The organism is Pseudomonas sp. Yb2C2 (assembly GCF_052112325.1).
GTDB lineage: Bacteria > Pseudomonadota > Gammaproteobacteria > Pseudomonadales > Pseudomonadaceae > Aquipseudomonas > Aquipseudomonas marginalis.
On record NZ_JAVAJK010000018.1, the window covers coordinates 38,467 to 58,914 of the forward strand.

At 62.5% G+C, this 20,448-nt stretch carries 17 protein-coding genes and 1 pseudogene; 12 read left to right on the forward strand and 6 right to left on the reverse strand.

The window, feature by feature from the left end; genetic code table 11:
- Nucleotides 1-162: 162 nt before the first annotated feature.
- Both Q8X51_RS23015 and Q8X51_RS23020 read left to right on the forward strand, forming a co-directional pair.
- Nucleotides 163-1,119 (forward strand): annotated as a pseudogene (locus Q8X51_RS23015) (cache domain-containing protein); the annotation flags it as partial.
- Between the two features lie 198 nt (nucleotides 1,120-1,317).
- Entirely contained in the window at nucleotides 1,318-2,022 is a 705-nt protein-coding gene (locus Q8X51_RS23020; RefSeq protein WP_407694977.1) for a methyl-accepting chemotaxis protein, read from the forward strand.
- 161 nt (nucleotides 2,023-2,183) lie between these two features.
- Here Q8X51_RS23020 and Q8X51_RS23025 read toward each other — a convergent pair whose 3' ends face one another.
- On the reverse strand, nucleotides 2,184-2,963 hold the full coding sequence (locus Q8X51_RS23025) for a nucleotidyltransferase domain-containing protein (RefSeq protein WP_407694158.1): 780 nt from the start codon (nucleotides 2,961-2,963) through the stop codon (nucleotides 2,184-2,186).
- Nucleotides 2,960-3,439 carry an AAA family ATPase gene (locus Q8X51_RS23030; RefSeq protein WP_027608492.1) on the reverse strand — a complete coding sequence of 160 codons (480 nt, stop codon included), beginning with the start codon at nucleotides 3,437-3,439 and terminating at the stop codon, nucleotides 2,960-2,962. Before Q8X51_RS23030 ends, Q8X51_RS23025 begins: the two co-directional genes overlap by 4 nt.
- Nucleotides 3,440-3,596: 157 nt before the next feature.
- On the opposite strand from Q8X51_RS23030, the gene Q8X51_RS23035 reads away from it, so the two are divergent.
- Both Q8X51_RS23035 and Q8X51_RS23040 read left to right on the forward strand, forming a co-directional pair.
- Nucleotides 3,597-4,010, forward strand: coding sequence for a DUF2231 domain-containing protein (locus Q8X51_RS23035; RefSeq protein WP_065928058.1), 414 nt, complete (start codon nucleotides 3,597-3,599; stop codon nucleotides 4,008-4,010).
- On the forward strand, nucleotides 4,007-5,299 hold the full coding sequence (locus tag Q8X51_RS23040) for a PQQ-dependent sugar dehydrogenase (protein WP_407694159.1): 1,293 nt from the start codon (nucleotides 4,007-4,009) through the stop codon (nucleotides 5,297-5,299). The genes Q8X51_RS23035 and Q8X51_RS23040 overlap by 4 nt, the downstream gene beginning before the upstream one ends.
- 30 nt (nucleotides 5,300-5,329) lie before the next feature.
- On the opposite strand, the gene Q8X51_RS23045 is transcribed toward Q8X51_RS23040, so the two are convergent.
- Nucleotides 5,330-6,238: a LysR substrate-binding domain-containing protein gene (locus Q8X51_RS23045; RefSeq protein WP_065928056.1), complete on the reverse strand. Its 909-nt coding sequence runs from the start codon at nucleotides 6,236-6,238 to the stop codon at nucleotides 5,330-5,332.
- A 94-nt stretch (nucleotides 6,239-6,332) separates the two neighbouring features.
- On the opposite strand from Q8X51_RS23045, the gene Q8X51_RS23050 reads away from it, so the two are divergent.
- Nucleotides 6,333-7,322, forward strand: a complete 990-nt coding sequence (locus tag Q8X51_RS23050; protein ID WP_407694160.1) for a DMT family transporter — start codon at nucleotides 6,333-6,335, stop codon at nucleotides 7,320-7,322.
- A gap of 56 nt (nucleotides 7,323-7,378) precedes the next feature.
- A complete protein-coding gene (locus Q8X51_RS23055; RefSeq protein ID WP_407694161.1) occupies nucleotides 7,379-8,299 on the forward strand; it encodes a bifunctional helix-turn-helix transcriptional regulator/GNAT family N-acetyltransferase in 921 nt (306 codons plus the stop codon).
- Between the two features lie 168 nt (nucleotides 8,300-8,467).
- Here the strand turns inward: Q8X51_RS23055 and Q8X51_RS23060 are convergent, their stop codons facing one another.
- Nucleotides 8,468-9,871: an MFS transporter gene (locus Q8X51_RS23060; protein ID WP_065948259.1), complete on the reverse strand. Its 1,404-nt coding sequence runs from the start codon at nucleotides 9,869-9,871 to the stop codon at nucleotides 8,468-8,470.
- Between the two features lie 407 nt (nucleotides 9,872-10,278).
- Here Q8X51_RS23060 and proP point away from each other — a divergent pair, with 407 nt between their 5' ends.
- Together proP and Q8X51_RS23070 are read left to right on the forward strand one after the other, a co-directional pair.
- Entirely contained in the window at nucleotides 10,279-11,781 is a 1,503-nt protein-coding gene (proP, locus tag Q8X51_RS23065; protein ID WP_065928052.1) for a glycine betaine/L-proline transporter ProP, read from the forward strand.
- A 52-nt stretch (nucleotides 11,782-11,833) separates the two neighbouring features.
- Complete coding sequence (locus Q8X51_RS23070) at nucleotides 11,834-12,340, forward strand: GAF domain-containing protein (protein WP_065928051.1); 507 nt, start codon at nucleotides 11,834-11,836, stop codon at nucleotides 12,338-12,340.
- Here Q8X51_RS23070 and Q8X51_RS23075 read toward each other — a convergent pair.
- Nucleotides 12,315-13,238, reverse strand: coding sequence for an AraC family transcriptional regulator (locus tag Q8X51_RS23075; protein WP_407694162.1), 924 nt, complete (start codon nucleotides 13,236-13,238; stop codon nucleotides 12,315-12,317). The two genes, Q8X51_RS23070 and Q8X51_RS23075, sit on opposite strands and share 26 nt — an antisense overlap.
- Before the next feature lie 165 nt (nucleotides 13,239-13,403).
- Here Q8X51_RS23075 and Q8X51_RS23080 point away from each other — a divergent pair, with 165 nt between their 5' ends.
- The 3 genes from Q8X51_RS23080 to Q8X51_RS23090 all read left to right on the forward strand — a co-directional run bounded on the left by Q8X51_RS23080 (nucleotide 13,404) and on the right by Q8X51_RS23090 (nucleotide 18,306).
- Complete coding sequence (locus tag Q8X51_RS23080) at nucleotides 13,404-14,426, forward strand: alpha/beta hydrolase (RefSeq protein ID WP_315871739.1); 1,023 nt, start codon at nucleotides 13,404-13,406, stop codon at nucleotides 14,424-14,426.
- Nucleotides 14,423-15,592, forward strand: a complete 1,170-nt coding sequence (locus Q8X51_RS23085) for an MFS transporter (protein ID WP_407694163.1) — start codon at nucleotides 14,423-14,425, stop codon at nucleotides 15,590-15,592. Before Q8X51_RS23080 ends, Q8X51_RS23085 begins: the two co-directional genes overlap by 4 nt.
- A 104-nt stretch (nucleotides 15,593-15,696) precedes the next feature.
- Nucleotides 15,697-18,306: a bifunctional diguanylate cyclase/phosphodiesterase gene (locus tag Q8X51_RS23090; RefSeq protein WP_407694164.1), complete on the forward strand. Its 2,610-nt coding sequence runs from the start codon at nucleotides 15,697-15,699 to the stop codon at nucleotides 18,304-18,306.
- Here Q8X51_RS23090 and Q8X51_RS23095 read toward each other — a convergent pair.
- Nucleotides 18,263-19,084 (reverse strand): AraC family transcriptional regulator, encoded by an 822-nt coding sequence (locus Q8X51_RS23095; RefSeq protein ID WP_330216501.1) that lies wholly within the window; start codon nucleotides 19,082-19,084, stop codon nucleotides 18,263-18,265. The two genes, Q8X51_RS23090 and Q8X51_RS23095, sit on opposite strands and share 44 nt — an antisense overlap.
- 97 nt (nucleotides 19,085-19,181) lie before the next feature.
- On the opposite strand from Q8X51_RS23095, the gene Q8X51_RS23100 reads away from it, so the two are divergent.
- Nucleotides 19,182-20,393, forward strand: coding sequence for an MFS transporter (locus Q8X51_RS23100; protein ID WP_315871735.1), 1,212 nt, complete (start codon nucleotides 19,182-19,184; stop codon nucleotides 20,391-20,393).
- Nucleotides 20,394-20,448 lie beyond the last annotated feature (55 nt).

Consider the following 20,448-nt stretch of genomic DNA (forward strand, 5'->3'; position numbering starts at 1 on the left):
AAACAGCGGTGATAGCAAATCGCCGCGCTCTTTTTCCGGAGCGAGACGATTTGACCGCCCTCTACGCTGATGGTCGTCTCGATGAAAATAAAAAATAAGCTGGTACTGGCATTTGTCTCGGTTGCGTTTATCCCGGTAAGCCTGGTGGCGGTCATCTCCGTGATGAACACACGGACCCAGGCCGTTGACCAGTTTATCGATGGCAGCACCCGGGAAATCCGCCAGATCGATGGCAATATCCGCCAGTTCTTCGACGGCACGCAGCAGAACGTCGATCAAATGGCCATGGATCCTGTGTACACCTCCGTGGAAACGCTGAAGAACTACCAGCCCGCCGACGCCGCCAGCCAACCGATGCCAGCAGCGGCACAAGCGGTCATCGAGCGCTTTGCGCGCTTTGGCGCCACGCACCCGGCAGCCGCCATCCTCTCCATCGGCCTGGAAGACGGTACCTACGCCAAATGGCCGGATGACCCGCAGCTGGCCAAGTACGACCCACGCACGCGCCCCTGGTACAAGGCCGCGATGGCCAGCCCCGGCAAGACCGTGCGCACGCCGGCTTACTACTACGACAAAGACGATGTGGCGCTGGTGGGCACTGCCCGGGCGTTGCTGGATAACGCCGGCAAAGCCAAGGGCGTGTTCGTGGTCAGCGTGTCGCTGAAGAACCTCACCGAACTGGTCAAGAGCATCAAGCTCGGCGAAAGCGGCTACGTGATGCTGATCGAAGACGGCGTGGTGCTGGTCGACCCGCGCGACGCCGCCCACAGTTTCAAGCCGCTCAAGGACCTGGGCGCCGCCTATGCGCACCTGGCCGAGACGTCCCAGGGTTCTACCGAGGTGGAAATCAACGGCGTGCGCTACATGGCCAACGTGTGGACCTCTCCCGGCCTGGGCTGGCGCTATATCGGCCTGATCGAGCACCGCGAAGTCATGGCTGAAGCCACGCGCATGACCTACCTCACAGCGGTCATCGTCGGCGTGCTGGTGCTGATCTTCGGCGTGCTTGCGGCGGCGTTTTCCAAGGTGATCGTCAAGCCCATCGGCCAGGTCAGCAGCGGCTTGCAGTCGATTGCCGAGGGCGAAGGCGACCTGCGTCACGCACTGCAGGTGCAGGGCAAGGATGAAACCGCCGAACTCGCCGGCTGGTTCAACAAGTTCCTCGCCGCCATCCGCCAGTTGATCCAGCACATCGGCGCGGCGTCGGCCAATTTGCACAACGCCTCCAAGGTCAACAGCGAAGTGGCGCACAACATGAACGAAGCCGCCGGCCGTCAACGCGAGGCGGTGGAACTGGTGTCCACCGCGTTCAATGAAATGGTCGCCACCGCCAACGAAGTCGCGCGCTCCTGCAGCAGTGCGGCGGATTCGGCGGAGAACGGCCATCGCCGGGTGGCCGAGGGCAAGCAGCAGATCGAAGTCACCACCGATAACGTCAACCGCCTGGGCCGCCGCCTGACCGAATCGTCCGACGCCATGGTCGAACTGGAAGCCGGCAGCCGCAGCATCAACCAGATCATCGGCACCATCCGTGCGATTGCCGAACAGACCAACCTGCTGGCCCTCAACGCCGCCATCGAGGCCGCCCGTGCCGGTGACCAGGGCCGTGGCTTTGCGGTGGTCGCCGACGAGGTGCGCGCGTTGGCCAAGCGCACCTCCGACTCCACCGGCGAGATCGAGCACCTGCTCGGCACCCTGGAAAACAAGACCCAGGAAGTCACGCAAAAGATGGGCAGTTGCCTGGACCTGTCACGGGCCAGCGTGTCGTCCATCGAAAGCGCGCGTGACAGCTTTGAAGGCATCCAGTTGTCGGTCAACGAAATCCGCGACCAGAACCTGCAAATCTCCGCCGCCGCCGAGGAACAACACAGCGTGGCCGAGGAGATCAACCGGCATATCCAACAGATCTACGACGAAGCGCGACTGGTGGAAAGCCTGGCCAACTCGGCGCAGGACGACTCGGGGCGCTTGGCGAATCTGTCGGATGAGTTGAATGGTTTGGTGGGGCGCTTCAAGTCCTGATGATTGTCGCCATCTGGTAGGCATGGGTATCTACACAACTTTTCAGCCCTTGACAAATCCCCCTGTGGCGAGCGGGCTTGTCCCGCGTTGGGCTGCGAAGCAGCCCCAAAACCAGCCGCTACAGAGTGTCTGCTACAGCACGTTCTTCTTTACTGGGGCTGCTACGCAGTGCCTGCGGGTGAAGCCATCCAATCCAGAAAAGCTCGAAGCCGCGTGGTGAAGTTTTCCATCGTGGCGCCAGGGTTCCTGGCCTCAAAGAGAAAGAACGCAAGGTGAGTGACCCGCTGCGGATACCCCCGGACGAACATCGCCACATGCTCTTCGAGGGTGCGCGGCCATGTCGACGCATCTTCCGAAAGCAATACATGGGTGGACCTGATCAGCTTGCGTGAAGCCTCGCGCTGCAAGCTAAGGCGCTGCGTTTCGGTGTCGGCGCACGCGATGCGCGTGAGGTACGCGCTCAATACGGCGTGAAAATCACCATTTACCGCCAGCGCGATGTCACGGGATGGCCGAAACCGTTCGAAATGCACTGACAGATCATTGCCCCACAGGCAGCGGCACTGGTGTTTGAGCCAGAAGCCCCACCCGTTGCGGTTTTCCGCCGCCAGTACTTGCGCGCGGTGGCCGATATCGAAATCCACCTTGGTGACAAGGGGATGCCGCTGCTCCAGTGCACAGCGGACTGCCTCCAGCCGGGCCAATAGCTCCGCCGTTGCCGGCTCGCGCAGCACCAGGGTGAGGTCGAGGTCGGAAACACCGGGAATGGCGTCGCCCCTTGCGACACTGCCGTAGAGATAGAGGCCGTCCAGGCCCAGGTAGTCCCTCGAGAGCGACGCGCAGACGTCCGCCAGCAACGGCTGGTATTCACGCTGCACGGGGGTGTCGGGGACGGTGAGGATAAAACCGTCCGCGTCGATGCCCGCAGAAGGCGTACTCATGGGCGATGCACCTCGATCACCAGCCCTTCCGCCTCGCTCGGCACGCAGAAATGCCGGGTGATCAGGTCGAACTCGGCATCCGTCGCCGCGAAATCATGATCGCCCCGGGCATTGCGCGCATGCAGCCTTGCGCGGCAAGTGGCGTCGTCCAGCTCGAGGTAATGCAGGCGGTGCGGCACCTTGGCGGCCTGCGCCAACCCCAGCAGCCATTCGCGATTGGCCAGGGTATTGGCGGGAAAATCCAGCACCACGTTGACGCCGGATTCAAGCAGGTTGATCACCAACGGGCCCAACACCCCGCGAATACGCTGGGCACAGCGCAGGTAGTCGGCGATCGAGAGGATTTCACCGGGGTACAACTGGGCGAGCCAGGTGTCTTCGCTGAGCAGGATGGCGGCGTGTTCGGCCACCAGGGTCTTGGCCAGTGTTGACTTGCCCGAGGCGATCTTGCCGCACAGCAGGTGCAGGGTTGGCATGGGGAAGGCTCCTTATGTGAAGCCCTGAGCACGCCAGCTTTCAGGCTGGTTCTTAATATTTCGACACGAATTATGCTGAACTATCTGATACGTAAGGCGTTCATTTTCTATGCGCAGCCCCGACCAGGGGCGTTGTACAACAAGGAGCCGCCTTACCATGACAACCCTTCCCGCCTACCGATACACGCCGGGGCCGCTGCATGCGACCTTGCTGGCCGGCACCGTGCCGCTGTTTCTGGGTGCCTTGCTCAGCGACATTGCCTACACCCAGACCTACCAGATTCAATGGGCCAACTTTGCGTCCTGGTTGATTGCCGGTGCTCTGGTGTTCTGTGGGCTCGCGTTCCTGTTTGCGCTGGTCAACCTGCTTCGCGCCGAGCGCAAGGCGGGGCAACCCACGCGGTATGTCCTGCTGCTGTTAGCCACCTGGGTATTAGGGCTGGTCAATGCCTTTCAACATGCCAAGGATGCCTACGCCTCAATGCCTGCCGGGCTGATCATGTCGGCCGTCGTCTTGCTGCTGACACTGGCGGCCACCTGGACCGGCCTGCGCTCGGGAGGTGCCAAATGAAAACGTCCCACACACTGAGCGTATTGAGCGCCGCGCTGTTGCTGAGCGCCTGCGGCGGCGAAGGCGACAAGACCCAGGCCCGTGGCCCCGACCCCACGTTGCCGGAGCAACAAAGCAGCCTGTTGCCGAGCATGAAGATCGCCGAGCCCACCCTCTGGGGCGATCAGAAACCCCAGGTACCCGAGGGCTACAGCATCACGGCCATCGCCACCGACCTGGCCATCCCGCGCCAGACCCTGGTGCTGCCCAACGGTGACATCCTGATCGCCGAAGGCCGTGGCGGCAGTGCGGCCAAGCTCAAGCCCAAGGATGTGATCGCCAGCGTGATCAAGGCCCAGGGCAACACCAAGGTAAAAGGCGGCAACCGCCTGACGCTGCTGCGCGATGCCGACGGTGACGGCACCTATGAGTTGAAGACGGTGTTCGCCGACAACCTCAACGCGCCCTATGGCCTGGCGTTTGCCGATGGCAAGCTCTACGTGGCCAACCAGGATGCGCTGGTGCGCTTCGACTACACCGATGGCCAGACCAAGGCCAGCGGCGCACCGGTGAAAGTCACCGACCTGCCGGCGCAGATCAACCATCACTGGACCAAGTCCCTGGCAGTGAGTGCCGATGGACGCCAGTTGTATGTGGGGATCGGCTCCAACAGCAACGTGACCGAACGTGGCATGGAAGTGGAAATCGACCGCGCCATGGTCTGGCAGATCGACGCCGCCACCGGCGCACACAAGCCCTATGCCACTGGCCTGCGCAACCCGACGGCGCTGACCATCCAACCCGACTCCGGGCAACTGTGGACGGTGGTCAACGAACGCGACGAACTCGGCCCCGACCTGGTGCCCGACTACCTGACGTCGGTGAAAGAAGGCGCGTTCTACGGCTGGCCCTACAGCTATTGGGGCCAGAACGTCGACCCGCGCGCGCAACCGCAGAACCCGGCCAAAGTCGCCGCCGCGATCAAGCCCGACTACAGCCTGGGCTCCCACGTGGCCGCACTCGGCGTGGACTTTTCCATCCCGGCCATGGGCGAGCAATTTGCCGACGGCGTATTCGTCGGCGAGCACGGCAGCTGGAACCGCGACAAGCCGGTGGGCTACAAGGTGATCTTCGTGCCGTTCAGTAATGGCAAGCCATCGGGTGAGCCGATTGATTTCGCCACCGGCTTTCGCGGTGACGACGGCAAGACCCGTGGGCGCCCGGTGGGGGTGACGGTGGACCCGAAAGGCGCGCTGATCATCGCCGACGACCTGGCCAATACCGTGTGGCGGGTGACGCGCAAGCCATAGCGGCATATGACAGGGGCGGCGGCGCCCCTGTCAGCCTTCATCCTGCAATTGCGCCTCCAGCCAGTCGAGCAACGCCACGACCTCGGCCCGGCTGCCCTCTCCCTGCTGCCGGTAAATCGATAGCGCCTGGGGCAAATGCACACTCTCGACACAGGGCCTTACCAGCGCCCCGCTGTCAATCAACCGGCTCGCCGTACGCCGCCAGCCCATGGCGATCCCATGCCCTTCCACCGCCGCCTGCAACATCAGCGGGTAGCTATCGAAGGTCGCACCGCGCACCTCCCCGCTCAAGGCCTGGCCGAACACCTGCAACCAGCTGTCCCACTCCATCAAGTGCGGAGGATGGGAGCTGTGGTGCAACAAGGTGCGCGACTGCAACCCGGCGAGCGACAGCGGTGGTTTGCTGTCCAGATAGCCGGGGCTGCACACCGGGAACACTTCGTCGGCGGCGGTGAACATCAGCGGATGGCTGCCACTCGCGCGCCCGGTACTTTGCAAGGCCACGTCGAAGTGACTGGTGAACTCCGTCAGGGGGCGGGTGGAGGTCACCACCTGGATTTCGATGTGCGGGTATTGCTGGTGGAACGTCGACAAGCGCGGCATCAGCCAATAAAACGCTTCGCACAACTGACACAGCAACACCACGCGATGACTGTGGGGTGACCCCCGCAGGCTGGTGGCACTCTCACTGATGCTGCGCAGCGCTTCGCCGACCACCCGGCCCAGTTCCCGCCCCTCTTGGGTGAGGAACACCGCCCGGTTGCGCCGACTGAACAGCTTCACCCCCAGGTTGTCTTCCAGCCCGCGAATCTGGCGGCTGATGGCAGCCTGGGTGATGTGCAGCTCATCGGCCGCCTTGGAGAAACTGCCCAGGCGTGCCGCCGCTTCAAACGGCAACAGGCTGGCCAGGGGCGGCAGGGTCTTGCCAAGTGTATTCATAATCTGAGGTTATACATCCACGGCCGAGAACTCGTTTGTAGCACACCCGCATGACTGGGCACCATGGATCCATTACCTCAATGGATGCCCCCAGATGAACGCTGCACAGACCTCCATTGCCGTCGGCGTGCTGCTCGCGGTTGTTGCGACATTGGGCTGGGCGTTGAACTTCATCGCGCCTTACGTCACCGGCGACTACAGCCTCTATGACTTGATGGCTGTGCGATTTCTGATCGCCGGCACATTGGGTGTCATGGGGGTGATCCTATGCCGGGCACAGTTGCACTTGCTCGGGCCCGGCCAGGGATGCCTCGCCGCAGCACTCGGGGCGTTGGGGTGCCTGGGCTACGGCGTGTGCATCGCCGCCGGCGTGATGTTCGGCGGGCCGGTCATGACCCCGGCGTTTATCGGCACGGTGCCGGTGTTGTTGGCCCTGGTGGGTAACGCCAGCACGAGGACAGCCCCGTGGCGCCGCCTGGCAACCCCTTTGTCATGCCTGACGGTGGGCCTCTTGCTGTCGAACATCAGCAGCTTTCATCAACCTTCATTGGACACAAGCGCCTGGTGGGCAGGGCTGTTTTTTTCCCTGAGTGCAGTTGCTCTCTGGTTGTGGTTCAGCGTGATCAACCAAAGGCAACTGACACACCTTGCGGCGCAGGCAACCGGTCTCTGGACCGCACTCATGATGGTGGGCAGCGGTGTCGCCACCCTGTGCCTGCTACCGTTCATCCATGGGCTTGGCATGTTCAAGCTGCCGATGCTCGGCTTCGGCCTTTCCCAGGCTGGCCCGCTCTATGCCTGGAGCCTGGTGATCGCGGTGATGTCCACCATGGTCGGCGCCTGGGCCTGGAACGCCGCGACCCGACGCCTGCCGATGGTACTGAGCGGCCAATTGATCGCCCTCGAATCCCTCTTCGCCACCCTGCTCGGCCTGGGGTTTCACGGGCGCTGGCCCACACTCATGGAAGCCGTGGGACTGGTTGCGGTGCTGATCGGCGTGGCCATGGCGATTCGAATCATATTGACGAGCCCACAGGCGACGGCCAAGCCTGGGATGACCATGACCGGCGATCATAGCCGTTGACATGCTTGCCTGAAGCAACAATATAATTGACTAAGGCAACCATTCGAGTATCCGCCATGTCCACTCCCCTGCTTGTGGAACGCGCCGGCATCGTGCGCGGCTTCAATCGCTTCTACACCCACCAGATCGGCGTGCTGCAGGAACACCTGTTGCACAGCGACTATTCCCTGACTGAAATTCGGGTGATGTACGAGCTGTCCTCCCGTGGCGACCTCACCAGCGCCGACCTCTGCCAGATGCTCAGCCTCGACGCGGGTTACCTGAGCCGCCTGACCAGTGGTTTCGAGAAAAACGGCCTGATCCAGAAAGTCCGCTGCGCCACCGATGCGCGCGCGGTGCAATTGCACCTCACCGATCTCGGCCGCGCGGTCCTGGCGCCCCTGGAACAGCAGACCCAGGATGAAGTCATCGCCCTGCTCGAGAGCCTGCCCGAACCCCGGCAGCAGCAATTGACCGACGCCATGCAACGTATCCAGGCCCTGCTGCAAGACCGCCCGTCGAGCTACCTGCTGCGTGATCCACGGCCAGGGGATATGGGCCTGGTGGTGCAGCAGCAAGCGGCGCTGTATGCCCGCGAATACCACTGGAACTGGGAGTTTGAAGCGCTGGTGGCGGAGATCGTCGCCAAGTACCTGCGCGAGTTCGACCCGGCGCGGGAGCGCTGCTGGATCGCGGAGAAGGAGGGCGAGGTGGTCGGCTCGGTGTTCGTCGTGCGCCATGACGATACAACCGCCAAGCTGCGCATGCTCTACGTGGATGCGAGTGCGCGGGGCCTGGGCATCGGCCAGCACCTGGTGGACGAATGCCTGCGCTTTGCCCGCGATGTCGGCTACACCCGCATGATGTTGTGGACCATGAGCGCCTTGACCGATGCGCGCAAGCTCTACCAGAAAGCCGGTTTCGAGTTGCTGGAAGAGGAGCCCACCTTGAGTTTCGGCAAGCAACTGGTCAGCCAGACCTGGGCGCGCGCGTTGTAGAAAAGGCGCTTGAAGGAATGGGTCTCGACACAACGTTATGGGTGATTCGACGGACCTGTGGCGAGCGGGCTTGTCCCGCGTGGGGCTGTTGCGCAGCCCCACGCGGGACAAGCCCGCTCGCCACAGAGGTACCAGTTTGCTGCGCGACAGCGCGGCGGCCACGAGGTATTACAGGTCAGTGATTTCCTTATGGCGCGGCACCAGGGTCTTCATCACGCTCCAGGCCACCAGGTACGCCAGCGCACAGATCGCGAACATGATCATGTAGCCGGTGTGGATGTCATTGATGGACTTGTAGTAGTCGAACACCCAGCCGCCGATCTTGGTCATCACCACACCGCCGATGCCGCCGGCCATGCCGCCGATGCCGACCACCGAGGCCACGGTTTTCTGCGGGAACATGTCGGACACGGTGGTGAAGATGTTGCACGACCACGCCTGGTGCGCCGAGGCGCCGACGCCGATCAGCAATACCGGGACCCAGAAGCTGATGTAGCCCAACGGTTGCGCCAGCAACACCACCAACGGGAACAGCGCGATCACCAGCATGGCTTTCATGCGGCCGTCGTAGGGGGCATCGCCACGGGCCATGAAGTAGCTGGGGAACCAGCCGCCGCCGATGCTGCCGACCATGGTCATGCTGTACAGCACGGCCAGCGGCATGACGATATCGGCGCCTTTCATGCCGTATTGCGCCGACAGGTAGGTGGGCAGCCAGAACAGGAAGAACCACCATACGCCATCGGTCATGAACTTGCCGAAGGCAAACGCCCACGTCTGGCGGTAGGTGAGCAACTTGAACCACGAGACTTTTTTCTGTACCGCGCCTGCAACCGGCGGGATAGAGGGCTGCTGCGCCTGGTCGCTGCGGATATAGGCCAGCTCTTCGGCCGACAGGCGTTTTTGCTGCTCCGGCTTCTCATACACCGCCGCCCATACCGCCACCCACACAAAGCCCAGCATGCCGATGACCATAAAGGCCGCTTCCCAGCCCCACATCCCGGCGATCAGCGGCACACAGATCGGCGCCAGGATCGCGCCGACGTTGGCGCCGGAGTTGAAGATCCCGGTGGCCAGCGAGCGTTCTTTCTTGGGGAAATATTCGGCGGTGGCCTTGATCGCAATCGGGAAGTTACCCGCCTCGCCGATAGCCAGCACCGCCCGGGACAGCATGAAGCCGGCGATGGACACCGGAATCACCGCCAGGCCGATCGCACCGCTGACCGCGGCGATGCCCTCGCCCATCGGCACCGAGAACGCATGCATGATGGCGCCGGTGGACCAGATCGCAATCGCGATCACGTAGGCGGCCTTGGTGCCGATCTTGTCGACGAACCGCCCGGCAAACAGCATGGAGATCGCATACACAAACTGGAACACCGCCGCGATATTGGCGTAATCGGTGTTGCTCCAGCCAAATTGCGTCGACAACTGCGGCGCGAGCAGGCTGAGCACCTGGCGGTCGAGGTAGTTGACGGTGGTCGCGAAAAACAACATCGCGCAGATGGTCCAGCGATAGTTGCCTACAGCTTGGCCAACGCGCTGGGCGTTGATGGGCTCGATCAAGTTCATGGCATCACTTTTTATTTTTGTTAGGTAGGACACATGTAACGTCATATGTCGTCGTACAACTGTGGCTTTTATATCGGGCTACCTACCCGCTGTCAATCTGAAAGATTACGGCTTTTGCGGGCTATCTCGCGGGTGTAAAAAGTGCCAGGCGCAGCTAGGTTGTAGGACGACAAGCGCACATGACCACGGCGAGCGGGCTTCTTGTGGCAAGCCCGCTCACCACAGAATGCCGGATCGCCCCAGGGTAGGTGCTCACCCCGAAAACCCAGGCAATTGCACGCAAATTGCGCCCCAGGCAAAAAAACGCAAATAGCGGTGAATTATTTCATGTCCGCTTGTATCTGAACTGACAGAGCGGTGCCATCGCAACGATGGCACCTCCCCTGTTCTGTTTTAGAGTGGTCCGCATGAAATTACGTAAGAAAAGCGTCAAGCCCATCGGTTTGAAAGACATCACCATTGTTGACGACGCCAAGATGCGCAAGGCGATCACCGCCGCCGCACTGGGTAACGCCATGGAGTGGTTCGACTTTGGTGTCTACGGGTTCGTCGCCTATGTATTGGGCAAGGTGTTCTTCCCCGACGCCTCCCCTAGCGTACAAATGATCGCGGCACTGGCGACGTTCTCCGTGCCGTTCCTGATTCGTCCCCTGGGCGGCCTGTTCTTCGGCGCGCTGGGCGATAAATACGGACGCCAGAAAGTCCTCGCCGCGACCATTGTGATCATGTCGCTGAGCACCTTCGCCATCGGCCTGATCCCCGGGTACGCCTCCATCGGCATCTGGGCGCCGATCCTGCTGCTGCTGTGCAAAATGGCCCAGGGCTTCTCGGTGGGCGGTGAATACACCGGCGCCTCGATCTTCGTCGCCGAATATGCGCCGGACCGCAAGCGCGGCTTCCTCGGCAGTTGGCTGGACTTCGGCTCCATCGCCGGTTTCGTCCTCGGTGCCGGCGTCGTGGTGCTGATCTCCAGCGTGCTGGGCGAAGCCGACTTCGAGGCCTGGGGCTGGCGCCTGCCGTTCTTCCTGGCCCTGCCCCTGGGCATGATCGGCCTGTACCTGCGCCATGCGTTGGAAGAAACCCCGGCGTTCCAACAGCATGTCGACAAGCTCGAACAGGGTGACCGCGAAGGCCTGACCCATGGCCCGAAAGTGTCGTTCAAGGAGATCGCCACCAAGCACTGGCGCAGCCTGCTGACCTGCATCGGCATTGTCGCGGCCACCAACGTGACGTACTACATGCTGCTCACGTACATGCCGAGCTACCTGTCCCATAACCTGCACTACTCCGAAAACAGCGGTGTGCTGATCATCATCGCAATCATGGTCGGCATGCTGTTCGTGCAGCCGTTCATCGGTTTTGTCAGCGACAAGATCGGCCGCAAGCCCTTCATCATCGCCGGCAGCATCGGCCTGCTGTTCCTGGCCATTCCGGCCTTCATGCTGATCACCAGCGGCAAGACCGGCCTGATCTTCGCCGGCTTGCTGATCCTGGCCATCGTGCTTAACTTCTTCATCGGCGTCATGGCGTCCACGCTGCCGGCGATGTTCCCCACGCACCTGCGCTACAGCGCGTTGGCCAGTGCGTTCAACGTCTCGGTATTGATCGCCGGCGTCACGCCTACCGCGGTGGCCTGGCTGGTTGAAAGCACCAACGACCTGTACATGCCCGCCTACTACCTGATGGTGTTTGCGGTGGTCGGCCTGATCACCGGCCTGACCATGAAGGAAACCGCCAACAAACCCCTGCGCGGCGCAGCACCGGCTGCGTCGGACATGGAAGAAGCCAAGGAGTTGCTGCAGGAGCATCACGACAATATCGAGCAGAAAATCGAAGACATTGACGCCGAGATTGCCGAACTGGAAGCCAAGCGCCAGAACCTGGTGCAGCAGCATCCGCGTATCAACTAAGACCTGACCAAGCGTGGTGGCAAGGGCCGCCACGCCAGTGGAGTGTTCAACCATGCTTCCAAGCTGCACCGCCGCACACGCGTTACTCAGCGCCGACGAACGCGCTGCCATCGCCGAAATCGAAGCCACCACCAGCATCCTGCAATTGGTCACCCGCCTGACGGGCATGCGCTTTGCCGGCATCGCCAAGTTCACTGACCTGGAATGGATTGTCTGTTCAGCGCACGACCCCTTCGACATGGGCATTCATGCCGATGACGTGCTCGACCTGGAAACCACCCTGTGCAGCGAGTTCTGCATCAACCCACAGACCCTGTTCATCCCGCAGGTCAGCGCCAATGGCCGCTTTGCCGCACGCCCGGTGGTCAAGCAATACGCCATCGAGAGCTATGCCGGCGCGCCGATCTTCCTCCCGGATGGCCGGCTGTTCGGTGCACTGTGTGCGCTGGATTCCCGGGCGATGCTGTTTGACGACCCCAACCTGCCGGAAACCCTCAGCCTGTTTGCGCGGCTGATCGGCTGCATCTTCTACGCTAACTTGACGCCAGCGGATCGCTGACCGCCGCTTTGCCGCGCAGCACGGCCATATCGCGCTTGGGCGGCACACCAAACAGCCGGCTGTACTCGCGGCTGAACTGCGACGGGCTTTCATAGCCGACCTTGAACGCCGCGCTGGATACGTCCCGATGCTCGTTCAACATCAAACGCCGCGCTTCGTTGAGGCGCAGCCATTTCTGATACTGCAGCGGGCTCATGGCCGTCAGTTGGCGAAAGTGATGGTGAAACGTCGCCGCGCTCATCTGCACGCGCGCGGCCAGTTCGTCCACGCGCAGCGGCACGTCGTAATTGAGCTTGAGCCAATCGATCGCCCGCGCAATCCGATAACCCTGCCCGTCCACGGAGCAGATCTGGCGCAATCGGCCGGCCTGGTCGCTCTGCAATAGCCGGAAGTGAATCTCGCGCTGGATCAAGGGCGCGAGCACCGGTATCGCTTCGGGCTCATCAAGCAATTCAACCAGGCGCGCAAAGGAGGCAAGCATGGCGCCGGTCACCACACCAATCCCCACGCCTTTCATCACCGCCCGCTCACGCGTTGGCGGCAACTCCCCCTGGGCGATCAGCTCGGCCAGGATGCGCAGGTCGAGCTTGAAAGTCAGGCCCAGGCACGGGCGGGTCGGGCTGGCGACCAGTACTTCGGAGTTGGCCGGTATATCCAGCGACGTGAGCAGAAATCGTGCCGTGTCATACGGGTACCCCTCGCCGCCGACCCACAGCCGCTTCTCACCCTGGGCAACCAGCACGATGCTCGGCTCGACCATGCACACCACGGGTGTCGCGGGCTGCTCACGCCGATAAAAGCCCAGGCCGGGGATGGGCATGGGGTAGTCGCCGGGTACGCAGACCCTTGAGCCGATCACGCGGACCAGCACGTCCAGGGGCGTTTGATTGATCTTCATAAAGGGCCCTTTGCTCTGATCGTTGGACTTTACCCCGACCGGCCCGCTGGCGTCCCCGGCAACCCGCCAGACTCAGAGGATCAGGCAAGTAATCCAGTGGAACGCACTACAGAACCCTCAGCCACGCCGGGAAAATGTGCCGACCCCCTTCTCAAGGATCCATCCATGAAAAGCCTCTTGCTCACCCTGAGTCTGCTGGTGATTTCGTTCTCTTCTCTGGGAGCCGACATGTCCAACGGTGCAAACAACTTCTACACAAGCGACAAGGTGACCGCCGAAAAAGTCACCTTCAACAATCAATACGGCATGCCGGTGGCGGGCAACCTGTTCGTGCCCAAACAGCTCGCCCCGGCCTCGAAAAATGCCGCGCTGATCGTCGGCCACCCGATGGGCGCCGTCAAGGAACAGAGCGCCAACCTCTACGCCACCAAAATGGCCGAACAGGGCTTTGTCACCTTGTCGCTGGACCTGTCGTTCTGGGGCGAAAGCGCAGGCACACCACGCAATGCGGTGCTGCCCGACCTCTACGCCGAAGACTTCAGCGCCGCCGTAGACTTCCTCGGTACCCGGCCGCTGGTCGATCGTGAGCGCATCGGCGTAATCGGCATCTGCGGCAGCGGCAGCTTTGCCATCGCGGCGGCAAAGATCGACCCACGCCTCAAGGCCATTGCCACGGTCAGCATGTACGACATGGGCGCCGCCAACCGCAACGGCCTCAAGCACGGCATGACAGCGGAACAACGCCGGCAGGTGCTGGTGCAGGCGGCCAACCAGCGTTACGTGGAATTCCAGGGCGGCGAGACCCTCTACACCAGCGGCACGCCGCTCAAGCGGAGCGGCAACCCGATTGGCGATGAGTTTTTCGATTTCTACCGCACACCGCGCGGTGAAGTCACACCGGCCGGCGCGTCGCCGCAGACCACCACCATGCCGACGCTGACCAGCAACGTGAAGTTCATGAACTTCTATCCGTTCAACGATATCGAGACCATTTCCCCTCGCCCGTTGCTGTTGATTGCCGGTGCCGATGCCCACTCCCGCGAGTTCAGCGAAGACGCCTACCACCGTGCCGCCGAGCCCAAGGAGCTGGTGATCATCCCCAACGCCGGCCATGTGGACCTCTACGACCGGGTCAACCTGATCCCCTTCGCCAAGCTCACCAGCTTCTTCAAAAGTCACTTGAAGTGATCTCGATAAACCCTCACACGCCCCGCTGGGGCGCAGTCTTCGCCCTGTCCCTGGCGGCCTTTGCCCTGGTGGCCTCGGAGTTCATGCCGGTGAGCCTGTTGACCCCGCTGGCCGCCGACCTGGGCATCAGCCAAGGCCAGGCCGGCCAGGGTATTTCGGTGTCAGGCCTGTTTGCCTTGCTCACCAGCCTGGTGATCGCCCGAGTGGCGGCGCGCATGGATCGCAAGCGCCTGCTGGTCGCGCTGACCTTGCTGATGATCGTGTCCGGCAGCGTGGTAGCGTTCGCGCCGAACTACCTGATCTTCATGCTCGGCCGCGCCCTGATCGGCGTTGCCATCGGCGGTTTCTGGTCGCTGTCGGCAGCCACCGCCATGCGCCTGGTGCCCGAGGGCCAGGTGCCGCGCGCCTTGGCTATCGTCAATGGCGGTAACGCACTGGCAACCGTGATCGCGGCACCGCTGGGCAGTTTCCTCGGTGGTTTGATCGGCTGGCGTGGCGCGTTTTTCTGCGTGGTGCCGGTGGCCGTGGTCGCGGTGCTGTGGCTGCTGCTGAGCCTGCCGTCGATCACGCCCCGCAGCCAGGCCGACAACGGCAACCTGTTGCGCTTGATCAAGCGCGCCCCGGTGGCCCTGGGCATGCTTGCCATCAGCGTGTTTTTCATGGGCCAGTTCATGCTGTTCACCTACCTGCGGCCGTTTCTGGAAGGTGTTACCCAGGTGGGTGTGTCTCTGCTGTCGTTGATGTTGCTGGTGCTCGGCCTGGCCGGATTGGCCGGCACACTGCTGATCGAGCGTGTCCTGAAGAACAGCCTGTACCCCACGCTGATCGCCATTCCCGTATTGATGGCGGTGATCGCCCTGGCATTGGTCGCATTCGGCAGCTCGACCGTTATCACCGGCGCGCTGCTCTGTGTGTGGGGCCTGGTAGCCACCGCCGCGCCGGTGGGCTGGTGGACCTGGCTGGCAAAAACCCTGCCTGAGGATGCCGAGGCAGGGGGCGGCTTGATGGTTGCCATCATCCAACTGGCAATCGCCGCCGGGGCAACGCTGGGCGGTGTGGTGTTTGACCTGTCGGGCTACCAGGCGACGTTTGCCTTGAGCGCGGCGATACTGTGCATGGCGGCGATACTCGCCTGGGCCGCAAGTACGGCGACAGCGTTCCGGTGAAGGCAAACCCATGTGGGCGCACGGCGCTGAAGCGCTAATTATTTTGCCCAGACAGCCGATACGCAGGCATATCCCTTACTTGCAGCGACGTCCTGCGGGAAATAATGCCGAACTCTCTCGCCCCCATTGTGCGCAAGCTCTCCAATCGCACCAGCCTGTCGCTGGCACGTACATCGCTGTTCAATTTCGTGGCGTTGCTGGCCCTGGTCTTTGCCGCCGCCGCCTACTCCCTGGTTTACCTCGCGCACGAACTGGATCACTCCGAACAGCAGGAAAGCGCGTTTTATACGCGTAAAGCCGTGCAATCCCTGGAGAAGTCCCTGCGGGTGACCGTCAAGGACTACGCCTTCTGGAGCGATGCCTACAAGCACCTGCACATGACCGTGGACAGCGACTGGGCCTACGCGCGCGGCAACGTCGGCGCCACGCTGTATCAGGACTTCGGTTTCCAAGGCCTGTTCGTGGTCGATAACGACAATCGCACGGTCTACTCGGTGATCAAGGGCGCGCTGCAAAGCGTCGAGCTCTCGCAGTGGCTCGACCAGCCCCTGACCGAAATTATCGAGCAGGCGCGTGCCGGGGCTGAAAACGAAACACCGGTCACGGCGTTCATCAATGTACGCGGCAGCCCGGCACTGGTGGCAGCCGCCGCGATCACGCCCGGCACCGATCCCACGGTAGAGCCCGATGGCCGGCCGGCCTCGGTATTGATCTTCGTCGACGTTCTCAACAGCGCCAAGCTGAGTGCGATCGGCGATGACTTCGGCGTGGGCAAGCTGCATGTGGCCACGCCCGATGACATCGGCCAGACCCTGGTTTTCCCCCTTGGCGATAACGGCGCCGCTGGCAGCCTGCATTGGGAACCTGCGCGACCCGGCCTGCGCTTGATGAGCGTAGGCTTGCCGCTGCTGGGGTTGGCCGCGCTGCTGGTGTGCCTGATGACCTGGGTCATTCTGCGTCGCGCCACCGCCACCGCCCTCGCCCTGGATGCCAGTCACACCTCCCTGCTGGACAGCCAGGCCGCCCTGGCCACCAGCGAGGCGCGCTTTCGTGACGTGGTGGAGGCCAGCTCGGACTGGGTCTGGGAAATCGATGTCGGCTGGCGTTTTACCTACCTGTCTGAGCGTTTCGAAAGCGTCACCGGCCTGACCCGGCAAGCCTGGCTCGGTGCGGCCATGAGCGACCTGCTGGACACCGAGGCCGACCTGCTGTCGCAGTGGCTGAGCACTCCGGGCCGGCGCGTGGACATCAGTGTGCAATGCCGCTATATCGATGCCCAGGGACAGGAGCGCACAACCCGGCTGTCGGCCCGGGAAATGCCCTGTGGCGGGTTTCGCGGTACGGCCACCGACGTGACCGAAGAAGTCGAAGCACGTCGGCGCATCGAGTACCTGTCTCAACACGACGCCCTGACCGGGCTGCCCAACCGCACACGCCTGCAGGCGTTCCTGGACGGCAAACTCAAGGCCCTGCCCAGCGCCGAGCAGCCGCTGGTGATGCTCAGCCTCGACCTGGACCGCTTCAAGCCGGTCAATGACCTGCTCGGCCACGCCGCCGGTGACCGGGTGCTCAATCAAGTGTCCGGCCGCCTGGCCGCCTGCGTGCGCCACGGCGACCTGGTGGCTCGCGTCGGCGGCGATGAGTTTGTGCTGATCCTCAGCGACGCCGGCAGCCAGGATGAAGTCGAAAGCCTGTGCCTGCGCTTGATCGAGTCCATCGAGCAGGCGATCAAAATCGACGAACAAGAGGTGTTTATCAGTGCCAGTATCGGCATTGCCCTGGCGCCCACCGATGCCCGCGATGCCACCGAACTGCTGCGCTACGCCGATATCGCGCTGTATGAGGCCAAGGCGGCCGGGCGCAATACCTGGCGCTTTTACTCCGGGGACATGAATACGCGGATCATCGAGCGGCGGCGCCTGGAGAGCGATCTGCGCTTTGCGATCAAGCACGCCGAACTGCGCCTGCACTTCCAGCCGCGCTATCGCATCGCCGATGGGCAGATGGTCGGGGCCGAAGCCCTGGTGCGCTGGCAGCACCCGGTACGCGGGCTGATCGCCCCGGACACCTTTATTCCGATTGCCGAAGAATCGGGGCTGATCCTGGCGCTGAGTGACTGGGTACTGGCAACTGCCTGTGCGTGCGCGGCGCAGTGGCCCGACACGCTGTTCGTCTCGGTGAACCTGTCACCCACCGAGTTCAAGCGCGGCAACCTGGTGGAGCGCGTGCGCCACGCCCTGGACGCCTCGGGTATCGACCCTGCGCGCCTTGAGGTGGAAATGACCGAAAGCGTCATGCTCGAGGACGCCGTCGGCGCACTTGAGGTGATGCGCACGCTCAAGCAACTGGGCATCCGCATTGCCATGGATGACTTCGGCACCGGCTATTCGTCCCTCAGCTACCTGCGGGCGTTCCCGTTCGATGGTCTGAAAATCGACCGCAGCTTCCTCACCCGACTGGAGGAAAGCGAGGATGACAAGGCGATTATCCAAGCCATTGTCGGCTTGGGCCGTGCCCTTGCCCTGACGGTCACGGCCGAAGGCATCGAAACCGCTGAGCACCTGGCCATGCTCAAAAGCGTGGCGTGTGAAGAAGGCCAGGGCTACTTCCTCAGCCGACCGCTGGATATCGACGCATTCAACGGCTTGCTGGACGACTACTGCGCCGACGTCAGCGGAAAAAATGACTCGGGGTCTTGCCAAACTGTTTCTTGAACATGCTGGTAAACGCACTCGGGCTTTCGTAGCCCAGCTCCAGGGCCACGTCGATAATCTTCTGCCCCACCGCGATACGCTCCAATGCCAGCAGCAGCCGCGCCTGCTGGCGCCATTGGCCGAAGGTCATGCCGGTGTCCTTGCGGAACAGGCGCTGGATGGTTTTCTGGTCGAGGGCCAGGCGCTCGCTCCAATCCGCCACGGTGGAGGCATCGCCCGGGTCCTCCTGCCACGCCAGGCAGATCTGCTGGATACGCGGGTCGGCGGGTTGCGGCAGCGACAGCGGCAAGGCCGGCAACAGCGCCAGCTCGTCGAGGATCAGGTGCATGATCCGCGCATCGCGGGAGTCTTCGGCATAGGGCGGTTTCAAGCTCACGGAGGCCTTGATCAGCTCGCTCAGCAGCGGCGAAATACTCACCGCCTTGGTCTCGGTCGGCAGGTTGGGGAAACTGTCAGGGCGCACGAACACGCTACGCATTTTCAGGGCGCCCACGCAGCGCAGGGAGTGCACGTGCCCGCAGGGCATCCAGAAGCCGCGGTTGGGCGGTACCGTCCACTGGTTGTGCGCCGAATGCACCACCATCACGCCTTCGGTGGCGTAGAGTAATTGATGCTTTTCGTGACTGTGGTCGGGGATCACCCAGTTTTCCGGATAATCGGTGGCCGAACTGATGACAGCCCAGTCGCCCTCATCGATTTCCTGCAAAAATTTATCCAGTGATTTGATCATTTCGCCCTTTTTACGATGGTTGCCTCCCGAATTACGCGAGACAGGCATTCCTGGCGAATCTAGCATAAGCTCTGAAACAAATTGAAATGGGCAGCCTGCTCAAGTACTCGCTGCCCCTGTTCGCTGCCTTGTATGGAATGCCTGCATGTCGACCTTGACCGCATCACCTGCCGCCACCTCGAGTCCGCCCCAAGTAAGCCCGTTAGTCCTGCGTATCCTCGGCGCCTGTGCCCTGGCGCACCTGATCAATGACCTGATCCAGGCCGTATTACCGTCGATCTACCCGATGCTCAAGGCCAACTACGGCCTGACGTTTACCCAGGTCGGCCTGATCACCCTGACGTTCCAGCTGACCGCCTCGCTGCTGCAACCCTGGATCGGCTACCACACCGACCGGCATCCCAAGCCGTGGCTGCTGCCGGCGGGCATGGTCTGCACCCTGGTCGGCATCCTGATGCTGGCGTTTGTCGGCAGCTTCCCGGCGATCCTGCTGGCGGCAGCCCTGGTGGGCGTCGGCTCATCGACCTTCCACCCGGAAACCTCGCGCGTCGCACGCCTGGCCTCCGGCGGGCGCTATGGCCTGGCGCAATCGACCTTCCAGGTCGGCGGCAACACCGGCAGCGCGTTGGGGCCGTTGCTCGCGGCGGCGATCATCATTCCTTACGGCCAGGGCAACATCGCCTGGTTCGGGCTGTTTGCCGTGTTCGCGATCCTGGTGCTGTACGGCTTGAGCCGCTGGTACCGCAACCACCTCAACCTGTTCAAGCTCAAGCAAGGCGGCAAAGCCACCCACGGCTTGTCCAAAGGCCGCGTGACGTTTGCCCTGGTGGTGCTGGCGGTGCTGGTGTTCTCCAAATACTTCTACATGACCAGCCTGACCAGCTACTTCACGTTCTACCTGATTGAAAAATTCCACCTGTCGGTATCGAGTTCTCAGATGTACCTGTTCCTGTTCCTCGGTGCAGTGGCCGTGGGCACCTTCGCGGGCGGGCCGATCGGCGACCGGATCGGGCGCAAGAAAGTCATCTGGTTCTCGATCCTCGGTGCCGCGCCGTTCACCCTGGCCCTGCCCTACGTCGACCTGTTCTGGACCGCCGTGCTCAGCGTGGTGATCGGCTTCATCCTCGCCTCGGCGTTCTCGGCCATCGTGGTGTTTGCCCAGGAACTGGTGCCCGGCAATGTCGGCATGATCGCCGGGATCTTTTTCGGCCTGATGTTCGGCTTCAGCGGGATCGGCGCGGCCTTGCTCGGACTGCTCGCCGACAGCCACGGCATCGAGTACGTCTACACACTGTGCTCGTTCCTGCCACTGGTGGGCATCCTGACGATACTGCTGCCGTCGACCAAAGGCGTCTAGACCGCCGATCATCGGATGGCTGTATGCCATTATCCTTTGGGCTCTGAAAAACCTG